This window comes from Superficieibacter sp. HKU1, assembly GCF_029319185.1.
In the GTDB taxonomy this organism is placed as follows: domain Bacteria; phylum Pseudomonadota; class Gammaproteobacteria; order Enterobacterales; family Enterobacteriaceae; genus Superficieibacter.
Genome location: NZ_CP119754.1, coordinates 210,303 through 222,955, shown reverse-complemented (window position 1 = coordinate 222,955; position 12,653 = coordinate 210,303). Strand labels below are relative to the sequence as shown.

Annotated in this window: 11 protein-coding genes; 8 read left to right on the top strand and 3 right to left on the bottom strand. The window is 56.8% G+C overall.

What is annotated here, in order from left to right:
• Positions 1-104 precede the first annotated feature (104 nt).
• Genes P0H77_RS01095 through araD form a run of 4 tightly spaced genes read left to right on the top strand, consistent with a single transcriptional unit; the run spans position 105 to position 3,812 of the window.
• On the top strand, positions 105-1,610 hold the full coding sequence (locus P0H77_RS01095; RefSeq protein ID WP_276165215.1) for an FGGY-family carbohydrate kinase: 1,506 nt from the start codon (positions 105-107) through the stop codon (positions 1,608-1,610).
• Entirely contained in the window at positions 1,607-2,263 is a 657-nt protein-coding gene (ulaD, locus tag P0H77_RS01090) for a 3-keto-L-gulonate-6-phosphate decarboxylase UlaD (protein WP_276161219.1), read from the top strand. Before P0H77_RS01095 ends, ulaD begins: the two co-directional genes overlap by 4 nt.
• Positions 2,263-3,123, top strand: coding sequence for an L-ribulose-5-phosphate 3-epimerase (locus P0H77_RS01085; RefSeq protein WP_276161218.1), 861 nt, complete (start codon positions 2,263-2,265; stop codon positions 3,121-3,123). The genes ulaD and P0H77_RS01085 overlap by 1 nt, the downstream gene beginning before the upstream one ends.
• Positions 3,117-3,812 (top strand): L-ribulose-5-phosphate 4-epimerase, encoded by a 696-nt coding sequence (gene araD / locus P0H77_RS01080; RefSeq protein ID WP_276161217.1) that lies wholly within the window; start codon positions 3,117-3,119, stop codon positions 3,810-3,812. The genes P0H77_RS01085 and araD overlap by 7 nt, the downstream gene beginning before the upstream one ends.
• Here araD and P0H77_RS01075 read toward each other — a convergent pair whose 3' ends face one another.
• Complete coding sequence (locus P0H77_RS01075) at positions 3,813-4,631, bottom strand: helix-turn-helix domain-containing protein (protein WP_276161216.1); 819 nt, start codon at positions 4,629-4,631, stop codon at positions 3,813-3,815.
• Positions 4,632-4,889: 258 nt separating this feature from the next.
• Between P0H77_RS01075 and P0H77_RS01070 the strand changes: the two genes are divergently transcribed.
• The 3 genes from P0H77_RS01070 to P0H77_RS01060 all read left to right on the top strand — a co-directional run bounded on the left by P0H77_RS01070 (position 4,890) and on the right by P0H77_RS01060 (position 8,654).
• Entirely contained in the window at positions 4,890-6,290 is a 1,401-nt protein-coding gene (locus P0H77_RS01070) for an MFS transporter (RefSeq protein ID WP_276161215.1), read from the top strand.
• Positions 6,277-8,250, top strand: a complete 1,974-nt coding sequence (locus P0H77_RS01065; protein WP_276161212.1) for a glycoside hydrolase family 127 protein — start codon at positions 6,277-6,279, stop codon at positions 8,248-8,250. Before P0H77_RS01070 ends, P0H77_RS01065 begins: the two co-directional genes overlap by 14 nt.
• Before the next feature lie 92 nt (positions 8,251-8,342).
• On the top strand, positions 8,343-8,654 hold the full coding sequence (locus P0H77_RS01060) for a hypothetical protein (protein WP_276161209.1): 312 nt from the start codon (positions 8,343-8,345) through the stop codon (positions 8,652-8,654).
• A 122-nt stretch (positions 8,655-8,776) separates the two neighbouring features.
• Here P0H77_RS01060 and aldB read toward each other — a convergent pair whose 3' ends face one another.
• Complete coding sequence (gene aldB / locus P0H77_RS01055) at positions 8,777-10,315, bottom strand: aldehyde dehydrogenase AldB (protein ID WP_276161207.1); 1,539 nt, start codon at positions 10,313-10,315, stop codon at positions 8,777-8,779.
• A 166-nt stretch (positions 10,316-10,481) separates the two neighbouring features.
• On the opposite strand from aldB, the gene P0H77_RS01050 reads away from it, so the two are divergent.
• Positions 10,482-11,369 (top strand): ROK family protein, encoded by an 888-nt coding sequence (locus P0H77_RS01050; RefSeq protein ID WP_276161205.1) that lies wholly within the window; start codon positions 10,482-10,484, stop codon positions 11,367-11,369.
• Positions 11,370-11,387: 18 nt separating this feature from the next.
• Here the strand turns inward: P0H77_RS01050 and yiaY are convergent, their stop codons facing one another.
• On the bottom strand, positions 11,388-12,533 hold the full coding sequence (gene yiaY, locus P0H77_RS01045; protein WP_276161204.1) for an L-threonine dehydrogenase: 1,146 nt from the start codon (positions 12,531-12,533) through the stop codon (positions 11,388-11,390).
• Positions 12,534-12,653: the final 120 nt, after the last annotated feature.

Sequence of the window (12,653 nt, the reverse complement as noted above, 5' to 3'; positions counted from 1 at the left end):
CGCAACAATGCCTGATGGCGCTGCGCTTATCAGGCCTACAAGACATGGCGGCTACCTGTAGCCCCGGTAAGCGCAGCGCCCCCGGGGGCAACGAGATGATAACGATGAGTGAAAAAGAGACCTTCTGGCTGGGTATCGATTGTGGCGGTACTTATCTGAAAGCCGGTTTATACGATCGCCAGGGCAAGGAGCACGGCGTCGCCCGCCAGTCGCTGCGCACGTTAAGTCCGCAAGCTGGCTATGCGGAACGGGATATGTCCGCGCTGTGGCAGCATTGCGCCACCACGATTGCCCGTCTGTTACTGAAGACGCGCGTAACAGGCCAGCAAATCCGGGGCGTCGGCATTTCTGCGCAGGGTAAAGGGTTGTTCCTGCTGGATAAAAACGATCGCCCGCTGGGTAACGCCATCCTCTCTTCCGACCGCCGGGCGCTGGAGATCGTCCGCCGCTGGCAGCAGGATGGTATACCGGACACGCTTTACCCGCATACGCGTCAGACCCTGTGGACCGGGCATCCGGTCTCGCTACTGCGCTGGATAAAAGAGCATCAACCGCAGCGCTATGCCCGTATCGGTAGCGTGATGATGGGACATGATTACCTGCGATGGTGCCTGACGGGCGTTAAGGGCGCGGAAGAGAGCAACATCTCGGAGTCCAACCTTTACAACATGCATGACGGACGCTATGACCCGGCCCTGACCCGCTGGCTTGGCATCAGCGAGATTGACTGCGCCCTGCCACCGATTGTTGGCTCAACAGAAATATGCGGGGAGATCACCGCTCAGGCAGCCGCCCTGACCGGTCTCGCGGCGGGAACTCCCGTCGTGGGCGGTCTGTTTGATGTGGTTTCCACCGCACTTTGTGCGGGCCTTAACGATGAACATACCCTGAACGCCGTTATGGGCACCTGGGCCGTCACCAGCGGTATCGCCGATGAACTGCGTCACAACGAAACGCATGCTTATGTCTACGGCCGTTATGCCGCGCCAGGTCAGTACATTGTTCATGAAGCCAGTCCCACCTCCTCCGGTAATCTGGAATGGCTGACCGCGCAGTGGGGCGAGATGTCGTTTGAGGAGATCAACCGCAGCGTCGGCGACCTGCCGAAAGCGGGCAGCGACCTGTTCTTTCTGCCCTTTCTCTACGGCAGCAATGCCGGGCTGGAGATGACCTGCGGGTTTTACGGCATGCAGGCAATGCATACCCGCGCGCATCTTCTGCAGGCGGTTTTTGAAGGCGTGGTATTCAGCCATATGACCCACCTTAACCGAATGCGTGAACGCTTTCGCGAGGTGCACACTCTGCGTGTTACCGGCGGTCCGGCCCATTCTGAGGTCTGGATGCAGATGCTTGCCGACGTCAGCGGCCTGCCGCTGGAGCTGCCGCAAATTGAAGAAACCGGCTGTTTTGGGGCCGCGCTGGTGGCGCAGGTCGGGACCGGCGTTTACGCCAGCATTCATGAGGCACAGCGCTCGCTGACCTGGGACCTGCGAACCGTTACCCCGGACGCCACCGCACACGCTAACTACCAACGCAAATACCAGCGTTACCAGATTCTGATTGAAGCACTTCAGGGTTTTCATGCCCGTATTAAGGAGCACAACGTATGAGCCGACCTCTTTTGCAACTGGCGCTCGACCACACCCGTCTTGCTGACGCGCAGCGCGACGTCAGCCTGCTAAAAAACCATGTTGATATCGTCGAAGCGGGCACCATTCTGTGTCTGACCGAAGGGCTTGGCGCGGTTAAAGCGCTACGCGAACAGTGTCCGGAGAAGATTATTGTCGCTGACTGGAAGGTCGCGGACGCCGGAGAAACGCTGGCGCAGCAGGCCTTCGACGCGGGCGCGAACTGGATGACCATTATCTGCGCCGCACCGCTTGCGACCATCGAAAAAGGCCATGTGGTCGCACAGGCACGCGGCGGAGAAATCCAGATTGAACTGTTCGGCAACTGGACGCTCAACGATGCCCGTGACTGGTACCGCGTCGGTATCCGCCAGGCCATTTATCACCGCGGCCGCGACGCGCAGGCCAGCGGTCAGCAGTGGGGCGAGGTCGATCTGGCGCGCATGAAGGCGCTTTCCGACATCGGCCTTGAGCTGTCCATTACCGGCGGCATTACGCCAGCCGATCTGCCGCTATTTAAAGATATCCGCGTAAAAGCGTTTATCGCCGGACGCGCGCTGGCGGGTGCCCGCGATCCCGCCCAGGTCGCGGCGGAATTCCACGCGCAGATCCAGTCCATCTGGGGAGAGCAATAATGCGCAGCCATCCATTAGGTATTTATGAAAAGGCGCTGGCAAAAGAACTAAGCTGGCCGGAGCGGCTGGTGCTGGCGAAAAGCTGCGGCTTCGATTTTGTCGAAATGTCGGTGGATGAAACCGATGAGCGCCTGTCGCGCCTGGAGTGGAGCACCGCTCAGCGCGCCTCGCTGGTGCAGGCCATGCTGGAAACGGGCGTCGCTATTCCCTCAATGTGTCTCTCTGCGCATCGCCGCTTTCCCTTTGGCAGCCGCGATGAAACCGTTCGCGTGCGGGCTCGTGAAATCATGAGCAAAGCGATCCGCCTCGCCCGCGATTTAGGTATTCGTACCATTCAACTGGCGGGTTACGACGTCTATTACGAAGAACACGATGAAGGCACCCAGCAGCGTTTTGCCGAAGGGCTGGCGTGGGCTGTAGAGCAGGCCGCCGCGTCGCAGGTAATGCTGGCGGTAGAAATTATGGATACCGCGTTTATGAACTCCATCAGCAAATGGAAAAAATGGGATGAACTGCTCGCCTCGCCGTGGTTCAGCGTCTACCCGGACGTCGGCAATCTGAGCGCCTGGGGCAATGACGTTCAGGCGGAGCTTTCGCTGGGTATCGATCGCATTGCAGCCATTCATCTCAAAGACACCCAGCCCGTCACGGCGCAAAGTGCCGGGCAGTTTCGCGACGTGCCTTTTGGCGAAGGCTGCGTCGATTTCGTCTGCATTTTCAGCACGTTACGCAAGCTGAATTACCGCGGCGCATTTCTGATTGAGATGTGGACCGAGAAAGCCAACGAGCCGGTTCTGGAAATTATCCAGGCACGCCGCTGGATTGAAGCCCGCATGCAGGAAGGAGGATTGATATGTTAGAACAACTGAAAGCCGAGGTGCTGGCGGCCAATCTGGCGCTGCCCGCGCATCATCTGGTGACGTTTACGTGGGGCAACGTTAGCGCCGTCGACCATGACAGCGGTTTGATGGTGATTAAACCTTCCGGCGTGGATTACGCTGTTATGACCGCCAGCGATATGGTGGTGGTGGAGATTGCCACCGGGAAGGTGGTGGAAGGCGATAAAAAGCCCTCTTCCGATACCCCTACCCATCTGGCGCTGTATCGCCGCTATCCCGGCATCAGCGGCATTGTTCATACCCATTCACGCCATGCCACCATCTGGTCGCAGGCGGGCCGCGATTTGCCCGCGTGGGGCACCACGCATGCTGACTATTTCTACGGCACTATTCCCTGCACGCGGCGGATGACCCAGGAGGAGATTGCGGGCGAATACGAGTACCAGACCGGCGAGGTGATTATTAAAACCTTCGAAGAGCGCGACCTTGATCCCATGCAGGTCCCGGCGGTGCTGGTCCATTCTCACGGGCCGTTTGCGTGGGGGAAAAACGCCGCCGACGCGGTGCATAACGCCGTGGTGCTGGAGGAATGCGCTTATATGGGGCTTTTCTCGCGTCAGCTCAGCCCGGATCTCCCTGATATGCAACCGGAACTGCTGGATAAACACTATCTGCGCAAGCACGGGAAAACCGCTTATTACGGACAGTGATCATGCCGAGTTAATATGCTCTTTACAGTATCGTCGCTTCCAGACGGCGGGCGTTAACCCGGTATGTTTACGGAAGATTTGCCGGAAATAGCCGACATCGCTGAAACCGCACAGCCCGGCGACCTCTTTCAGCGAACGGGCGTCGCTGATAAGCAGTTTTTCCGCCGCCCGCACCCGCTGGCGGTGGATGGCGTCGGTCAGCGTCAGGCGAAAAACCCGGCGGTAAACGCGCCCCAGATAATCGGCGTTGCAGTGCAGCTCTTTTGCCAGCGCAGAGGTGGAGAGCGGAAGATGAAACTGGGTACGGATAAGCTGCTGCGCTTTCCACGCCAGCGCCGTACCCGCATCATCGGTATCCGTTTTATGATCGGCCCCCAGCGCAATTTGTTGCAGGATCAGCAGTAACGCTAATTCCAGCGCCACGCTACGCTGTATATTTTCCTGCTCGTTAAGAAATTGCCTAAATAGCGACATCATATATTGCGGATCACCCACTTTAACGTGCTGCGGTATGGCAAGGTGGGTTAACCATTCGCCATGATGCGCTTCTTTTGTCACGTCAAAATGTAGCCAATAGAATTTTAGATCGGCGGGAAAATCACCCACGCCGACATGATGACGCTGCGGCCATAATACCAGGCTTTCTCCGGCGTTCACCGCAAATACATTCTCCTCCTCCTGAATCGTTAATGTCCCTTTTTCAACAAAAATAACTTCCCACGAGGTGAGTTTTCGCGCGGGGTGGCTTCCCATGCCACGCGAGATAAACAACCCGCCATTCTGTGCCTTCACCGGAAGCGCTATGGATAATTCAAGCATAGACATTCATTATTCAGCTCTTTGCCGACCGTGATTTACCTTTATTTATTGATTATTCACCAAAATACACTGTCCGACAGGATCGCCATCACATTTTATTCATCAGGTCGGAATCGTCATCTTTATCTACTACCCTGCTCCCTTGTTGACAGATTTTTTCCATGCAAAATTTATCGGGTACTTTGCAAATTACAAAAAGACCGCCAGCGAATAAGCGGTGAATGCTGGATAAAATTTCGATTACGCGAGGAGTTATTTATGACTTCCACCCCAATTACTGCCACAGAAATTACGCAGAAAGCACTTGATGAAAAACTGTCGATTCGTGAAAAAATTGGCTACGGGCTGGGTGATGCTGGCGGGACGGTGATCACCTGTCTGATCATGAATTTTTTAACCTTTTTCTATACCGATATTTTTGGCCTGACGCCCGCGCTGGTGGGCACGTTATTTATCGCCCTGCGCGTGTTCGATGCCATTTCCGATCCGGTGATGGGAATACTCGCCGACCGCACCCAAAGCCGCTGGGGACGGTTTCGTCCCTGGCAACTGTGGATCGCGCTGCCGATTGGTATTATCGGCGTGCTGACCTTCACCGTACCGGACGCCAGCATGGGCGTAAAAATCGCCTGGGCATTCGGCACCTATCTGCTGCTCTCGGTAGGCTACACCGCCATCAACGTCCCCTACTGCGCCCTGATTAACACGATGACCACCCGGCATAGCGAGGTGATCTCCTGCCAGTCATGGCGCTTTGTGCTGTGCGGGGTGGCCGGTTTTCTGGTCTCTGTGGGCCTGCCGTGGCTGGTCGCCGGGCTGGGCAACGGTAATGCGGCGCGCGGTTATCAATTGGGCGTCGGCGTGCTGTGCGCGGTTGCCGTCGTCATGTTCCTGTGCTGCTTTTTCTGGGTACGCGAGCGCGTTTCACTCAGCGCGATGGGCAACTTCACCCTGCGCGAGCATCTCGCCGGCTTGCGTAAAAACGATCAGCTTTTGCTGATGCTGGTGATGTCGTTTCTGTTGATTAATGTGTTTAACATCCGCGGCGGCGGCTATATGTACTTCATCACCTATGCCCTTGAAGGCAGCACGGCTTATACCTCGCTCTTTTTCACGATGGTGACCTTTGCTTCCATTCTTGGTTCAGTGATTGTCAACCCGCTCTCGCGCCGTATCGATACGGTAAAACTCTACTACTACACCAACCTGGTGCTGGCGGCGCTGGCGGTCGCAATGTGGTTTTTGCCAATCGGCCCGGCTTATCAGACGCTATGGCTGGCGGTCATTCTCGGTAACGGCATTATTCTTGGTTTTACGCTGCCGCTGCACTTCTCACTGATGGCGTTTGCCGATGACTACGGCGAGTGGAAAACCGGCGTGCGGTCTTCGGGCATGAACTTTGCGTTTAACCTGTTTTTCATCAAGCTGGCCTGGGCTGCCAGCGCGGGCATCATCAGCCTGGTCTTTATTTTCGTGGCGTATCAGCCGGGCCTGGCTAACCAAACCGCCAGCTCGCTACAGGGCATTACCGCCATGGAAACGCTGCTGCCTGCCCTTTTCCATCTTCTGCTGGCGTTTTCGATCCGCGCCTGCCGCCTTAATAATCCCATGATGGCGCGTATTGCCACCGATTTGCGCCAGCGCCATGCCCACGTGTAAGGAGTCTGTAATGGAAGTCGATCTGCATAAACTGAAAGTGAACGATCCGTTTCTCGGCCAGTATCAACAGCTGGTGCGCGACGTGGTGATCCCTTATCAGTGGGACGCGCTTAACGATCGCATCCCCGAAACCGATCCCAGCCACGCGATAGAAAATTTCCGCATCGCGGCGGGTCTTCAGGAGGGCGAGTTTTACGGCATGGTATTTCAGGACAGCGACGTGGCGAAATGGCTGGAAGCGGTCGCCTGGTCGCTGTGCCAGAAACACGATCCGCAGCTGGAAAAAACCGCCGATGAGGTCATCGAACTGATTGCCGCCGCCCAGTGCGAGGACGGTTATCTGAACACATACTTTACGGTCAAAGCGCCGGAAGATCGCTGGACCAATCTGGCGGAGTGCCATGAACTTTATTGCGCCGGGCATATGATTGAGGCGGCGGTGGCCTTCTTCCAGGCGACGGGGAAACGCCGTCTGCTGGACGTTGTCTGTCGGCTGGCCGATCATATCGATAGCGTATTTGGTCCCGGAGAAGAGCAGCTTCACGGCTATCCAGGCCATCCGGAGATCGAGCTGGCGCTGATGCGGCTCTACGACGTCACGCAGGAGCCGCGTTACCTGACGCTGGTGAATTATTTTGTCGAGCAGCGCGGCACGCAGCCGCACTTTTACGACGTCGAATATGAAAAGCGCGGGAAAACGTCCTACTGGAATAATTACGGTCCGGCATGGATGGTGAAAGACAAAGCCTACAGCCAGGCGCATCAACCGCTGGCCGAGCAGCAGACCGCCATTGGTCACGCGGTACGATTTGTCTATCTGATGACCGGCGTGGCGCACCTGGCGCGTTTACGTCAGGATGAAGGCAAGCGGCAGGACTGCCTGCGTCTGTGGAAAAACATGGCCCAGCGTCAGCTCTATATTACCGGCGGGATCGGCTCGCAGAGCAGCGGCGAAGCCTTCAGCAGCGACTACGATTTACCCAATGACACCGTCTATGCCGAAAGCTGTGCGTCCATCGGGCTGATGATGTTCGCCCGCCGGATGCTGGAGATGGAGGCCGACAGCCAGTATGCCGACGTGATGGAGCGCGCGCTCTACAACACCGTCCTTGGCGGCATGGCGCTCGACGGCAAGCACTTTTTCTACGTCAATCCGCTGGAAGTCCATCCGCGTTCGCTGAAGTTTAACCATATCTACGATCACGTAAAACCCGTGCGCCAGCGCTGGTTTGGCTGCGCCTGCTGCCCGCCGAATATCGCCCGCGTGCTGACGTCGCTGGGGCATTATATTTATACGCCGCACCCGGACGCGCTGTATATCAACCTCTATGTGGGTAACAGCGTGGAGATCCCGGTCGGCAACGAGACGCTGCGCCTGCGTATTAGCGGCAACTATCCGTGGAAGGAACAGGTGAATATCATCATTGACTCTCCCCAGCCGGTTAATCACACCCTGGCACTGCGTCTGCCGGACTGGTGCGAGACCCCGCAGGTCATGTTAAACGGCGTGGAGGTTCCCCCGCAGACGCGGAAAGGCTATCTGCATATCTCGCGTCTCTGGCAGGAAGGCGACACCTTAACCCTGATGCTGCCGATGCCGATCCGCCGGGTTTACGGTAATCCGCTGGTGCGCCACGTGGCGGGAAAAGTCGCCATTCAGCGCGGGCCGCTGGTGTACTGTCTTGAACAGGCGGATAACGGCGAAGAACTGCATAATCTCTGGCTACCGAAAGCGAGCGCCTTTACCGCCTTTGAAGGCAAAGGGATTTTCGCTCACAAAGTGCTGCTTCAGGCAGAAGGCGTTAAACAGACGTCAGCCGACGCCGCGCAGCAACCGCTCTGGCATTACGATGCGCCTCCCGCGACGTCCCAACCGCAGACGCTAACCTTTATTCCGTGGTTTAGCTGGGCCAACCGCGGCGAGGGGGAGATGCGGATTTGGGTGAATGAAATGCAGTAAGCGATACGGCCCGGCGGCGTGAGTTTGCCGGGTCTCACGTTATGTCTCATGCTATTCTCTATCGCATTTATACCAACATAGAGAAAAATAGAATGAGTAAAGACATTGCCTCTGGGGTCACCGTTAAGCGCGTTAAAGCGTCCGTTATCTATCGTTTAATGCTTATCGGCCTTAGCATTCCGATGCTGATTTTTAGCCTGATTTGCGGGGTGATGGGCATTTTCGGCTATGACATGGTGAGCTGGAATAACGAGACGGTACATGGCGTGCTCGCCCTGCCGCTGGCGCTGGTGAGCGGGTTGTTTATCAGCGTCCTTTTCACCATGTTCTTCGGGACGATCGTTTGTTTTGGCCTGTGGGTGTATAGCCGTTTTCGTCCGCTACAGGTGAAGGTGTTGGACTAACATTAGTCCCGCTACCTTATGCCCGGTGGCGCTGCGCTTACCGGGCCTACGGATATTGATGCGTCCACCATTTGTAGGCCGGGCAAGCGCAGCGCCGCCCGGCAGGTTTTTCAGGCGACGAACTAAAACAACCCCAGCGGTTTGTCAGAGTAGCTGACCAGCAGGCATTTGGTCTGCTGATAATGCTCCAGCATCATCTTATGGGTTTCACGGCCAATGCCGGACTGTTTATAACCACCGAAGGCCGCGTGCGCCGGGTAAGCGTGATAGCAGTTGGTCCACACGCGTCCGGCCTGAATGCCGCGCCCCATTTTGTACGCCAGGCTACCGTTACGGCTCCAGACGCCCGCCCCCAGGCCATACTGGGTATCGTTGGCGATCTCCAGCGCCTCCTCCATGGTTTTAAAGGTAGTGACCGCCAGCACCGGGCCGAAAATCTCCTCCTGGAACACGCGCATATTGTTCTTACCGAACAAAATCGTCGGTTCAAGGTAATAGCCGCCCTGAAGCTCACCCGAGAGATCTTTGCGCCGCCCGCCGGTCAGGATATCTGCCCCTTCCTGCTTACCAATGTCGATGTAGTTAAGGATGGTCTCCAGCTGACCCTGTGACACCTGCGCCCCCATCTGCGTGCCGTTGTCGAGCGGGTTGCCGCTGCGAATGCTCTCTACGCGGCGGATGGCGCGCTCCATAAAGCGCTCGTAGATCGACTCCTGCACCAGCGCCCGGCTCGGACAGGTACAGACTTCGCCCTGGTTAAAGGCAAACAGCGCGAATCCTTCCAGCGCCTTATCAAAGTAGGCGTCCTCTTCATCCATCACATCGGCGAAGAAAATATTGGGCGATTTACCCCCCAGCTCCAGCGTTACCGGGATGATGTTCTGCGTAGCGTACTGCATGATCTGCTGGCCGACTTCGGTCGAACCGGTAAAGGCAATCTTCGCAATTCGTTTCGAGGTCGCCAGATATTCACCGATTTCACCGCCCGCGCCGTTGACCACGTTAAGTACGCCCGGCGGCAGCAAATCGCCAATGATTTCCATCAGCAGGAGCACCGAAAGCGGCGTCAGGCGTGCCGGTTTAAGCACGATGCAGTTGCCTGCCGCCAGCGCCGGAGCCATTTTCCAGCACGCCATCAGCAGCGGGAAATTCCACGGTATAATTTGCCCGACTACGCCCAGCGGCTCGTGGAAGTGGTAGGCGACGGTCTCGCTATCCACTTCGCTGATGCCCCCTTCCTGGGCGCGGATACAGGAAGCAAAGTAGCGAAAATGGTCGATCGCCAGCGGCACGTCGGCGGCGCTGGTTTCGCGGATTGGCTTACCGTTATCCCAGGTCTCCGCCGTCGCCAGCAGTTCCAGATTCTGCTCCATGCGATCGGCGATTTTAAACAGGATCGCCGCGCGATCCTGCACTGAGGTATGCGCCCATTTATCTTTTATCTTGTGGGCGGCATCCAGCGCCAGGTCGATATCTCTCTTGCCGGAGGAGGCAACCTCACAGAGTAGCTGCCCGGTCACCGGCGTCAGGTTTTTATAGTATTCGCCGTCCGCCGGTGCGACCCAGTCGCCGCCGATAAAGTTGTCGTAACGCGATTTCAGTTCAAGAGGATAACCATATTCGCCGGGCTGAATGCGGGAAGAGGAAGGATTGTTGGTCATGGGCTGCTCCTTGTCACGGATAGTCTTACAAGGGTAGACGCCGCTGGTGAATTATTCGCCAGTCATTCATCGCTTTACGACGCGCTTCACGAATTACTTTCCTTTACATTTCCCCGGCTGGCTTCAGCCATACTTAGAGAGTGACGGTTTAACTCCTGGAGAAGATATGCAGCGTTATATCGGTTTTGATGTTGGGGGAACCCATATTAAGTATGGCGTGATCGATGAGGACGGCGAGGAGTTAACCAATGAAGAATACGATACGCCGGAAGATGCGCAAACGTTCAAAGATAAATGGCAGGAGGCCGTAGCGGCCTGCCAGAAGGAACATGATATTGTGGCCATCGGCATCAGCTTTCCTGGCCATATTAATCCGCATACGGGTCACGCGGCAAAGGCGGGCGCGCTGGACTATCTGGACGATAAAAATCTGCTGGAGATGTTCGGTGAGTTGACCGATCTGCCGCTGGTGGTAGAGAACGACGCCAACTGTGCCGCATTGGGCGAGATGTGGCGCGGCGCGGGCCAGCGCTACGATAATTTAGTCTGCATTACGCTGGGTACCGGCATTGGCGGCGGCATTATTGTCGATCGCGAACTGTATCGCGGCTCGCATTTTCATGCCGGCGAGTTCGGGGTGATCCCGGTCGGTAATAACGGCGAATGTATGCACGAAGTCGCGTCGGCAAAAGGGCTGATGAAGCTCTGTCGTCAGGCGCTGGCGCTACCTGCGGAGGAGATGCCGCACGGAAAGGAGATTTTTGAGCGCATGGAGAATGATGTGCATCTGCGTGAAGCGGTCAACGACTGGGGGCGTTATCTCGCACGCGGCGTCTACAGCGTGATTTCCATGTTCGACCCGCAGGTCGTGCTGATCGGCGGAGGGGTCAGTGAACAGGAAAAACTGTATCCGTTATTAAACCGCCATCTGGAAAAGTTTGAGATGTGGGAGGCGCTACAGGTGCCGATTCATCCGTGCGAACTGGGGAATCAGGCGGGCAGGCTGGGGGCGGTCTGGCTGGCGCAGCGCAAAGCCGCGCCCCGGGGAAAATAACGGGGCGCAGCGGTACGATTACATGGCGGACTGATAGATTGCCATAATCTCGTCATGGGTGGCCTGAATCGGGTTGGTCAGGCCGCAGGCGTCTTTCAGGGCGTTTGTCGCCAGCAGCGGGATGTCCTCCTCTTTGACGTGCAGATCGCGCAGACCGGTCGGAATATCGACCTGCCGCGCCAGTGTACGGATCGCATTCAGGCACGCCTGGGCGCCCTGCTCATCATTCAGTAAGCGAGTATCGACGCCCATTGCTTCGGCGCAGTCGCGTAAACGCCCCGCCGCCACTTTACTGTTAAAGGCCTGCACATGCGGCAGCAGGATCGCGTTACAGACGCCGTGCGGCAGATCGTAAAATCCGCCCAGCTGGTGCGCCATCGCGTGCACGTAGCCCAGCGAGGCGTTGTTAAACGCCATACCCGCGAGGAACTGCGCATAGGCCATGGCTTCCCGCGCCGTTTCATTGCGGCCATCTGCGACGGCTACCGCCAGGTGTTCGGCGATCATTGCTATCGATTTCAGCGCGCAGGCGTCGGTGATGGGCGTCGCCGCGATGGAAACATAGGCTTCAATGGCATGGGTCAGCGCATCCATCCCGGTGGCGGCGGTCAGGGAAGCAGGCATGCCCATCATTAACGCCGGATCGTTGACCGACAGTAGCGGCGTGACGTGTTTATCGACGATCGCCATTTTGATATGCCGCTCCTCGTCAGTAATGATGCTAAAGCGGGTCATTTCCGAAGCGGTTCCGGCGGTGGTGTTAATGGCAATCAGCGGCAGCTGCGGTTTGGCGGAGCGGTCAATCCCCTCATAATCGCGGATATCGCCGCCGTTGGTGGCCACCAGCGCAATACCTTTCGCGCAGTCGTGCGGCGAGCCGCCGCCGATGGAGATTACGCAATCGCACTGATGCTCTCGCAGCACCGCCAGCCCGGCATTGACGCTTTTTACGCCAGGGTTAGGACGGGAACCGTTATAGACCACGCTGGCGATGCCTTTCTGCCGTAAATCGGCCTGAATACGATCGACGATCCCCTGTTTATTCAGGGTGGTGCCGCAGACGATCAGCGCTTTTTTAAAATTAAAGCTGACCATGGTCTCCAGCGCTTCGGCCAGAGTATTCATGCCAAGAATATTTATAGCGGGGATATAAAATGCGGGCATAATAATTTCCTCAAAAAAGTAAAAGCTGAAGGAAATATATTCTTATGTGGGTGGAGAGAGTGTGATATCGCGTTAAAAAATAACACCTGAGAATAAATAAAATGATTACGTCCTGCCCGC

Excerpts from the sequence above, each read along its gene's own strand:
- P0H77_RS01095 (WP_276165215.1), top strand. The coding sequence starts at position 105 with ATGAGTGAAAAAGAGACCTTCTGGCTGGGTATCGATTGTGGCGGTACT.
- ulaD (WP_276161219.1), top strand. The coding sequence starts at position 1,607 with ATGAGCCGACCTCTTTTGCAACTGGCGCTCGACCACACCCGTCTTGCT.
- P0H77_RS01085 (WP_276161218.1), top strand. The coding sequence starts at position 2,263 with ATGCGCAGCCATCCATTAGGTATTTATGAAAAGGCGCTGGCAAAAGAA.
- araD (WP_276161217.1), top strand. The coding sequence starts at position 3,117 with ATGTTAGAACAACTGAAAGCCGAGGTGCTGGCGGCCAATCTGGCGCTG.
- P0H77_RS01075 (WP_276161216.1), bottom strand. The coding sequence starts at position 4,631 with ATGCTTGAATTATCCATAGCGCTTCCGGTGAAGGCACAGAATGGCGGG.
- P0H77_RS01070 (WP_276161215.1), top strand. The coding sequence starts at position 4,890 with ATGACTTCCACCCCAATTACTGCCACAGAAATTACGCAGAAAGCACTT.
- P0H77_RS01065 (WP_276161212.1), top strand. The coding sequence starts at position 6,277 with ATGCCCACGTGTAAGGAGTCTGTAATGGAAGTCGATCTGCATAAACTG.
- P0H77_RS01060 (WP_276161209.1), top strand. The coding sequence starts at position 8,343 with ATGAGTAAAGACATTGCCTCTGGGGTCACCGTTAAGCGCGTTAAAGCG.
- aldB (WP_276161207.1), bottom strand. The coding sequence starts at position 10,315 with ATGACCAACAATCCTTCCTCTTCCCGCATTCAGCCCGGCGAATATGGT.
- P0H77_RS01050 (WP_276161205.1), top strand. The coding sequence starts at position 10,482 with ATGCAGCGTTATATCGGTTTTGATGTTGGGGGAACCCATATTAAGTAT.
- yiaY (WP_276161204.1), bottom strand. The coding sequence starts at position 12,533 with ATGCCCGCATTTTATATCCCCGCTATAAATATTCTTGGCATGAATACT.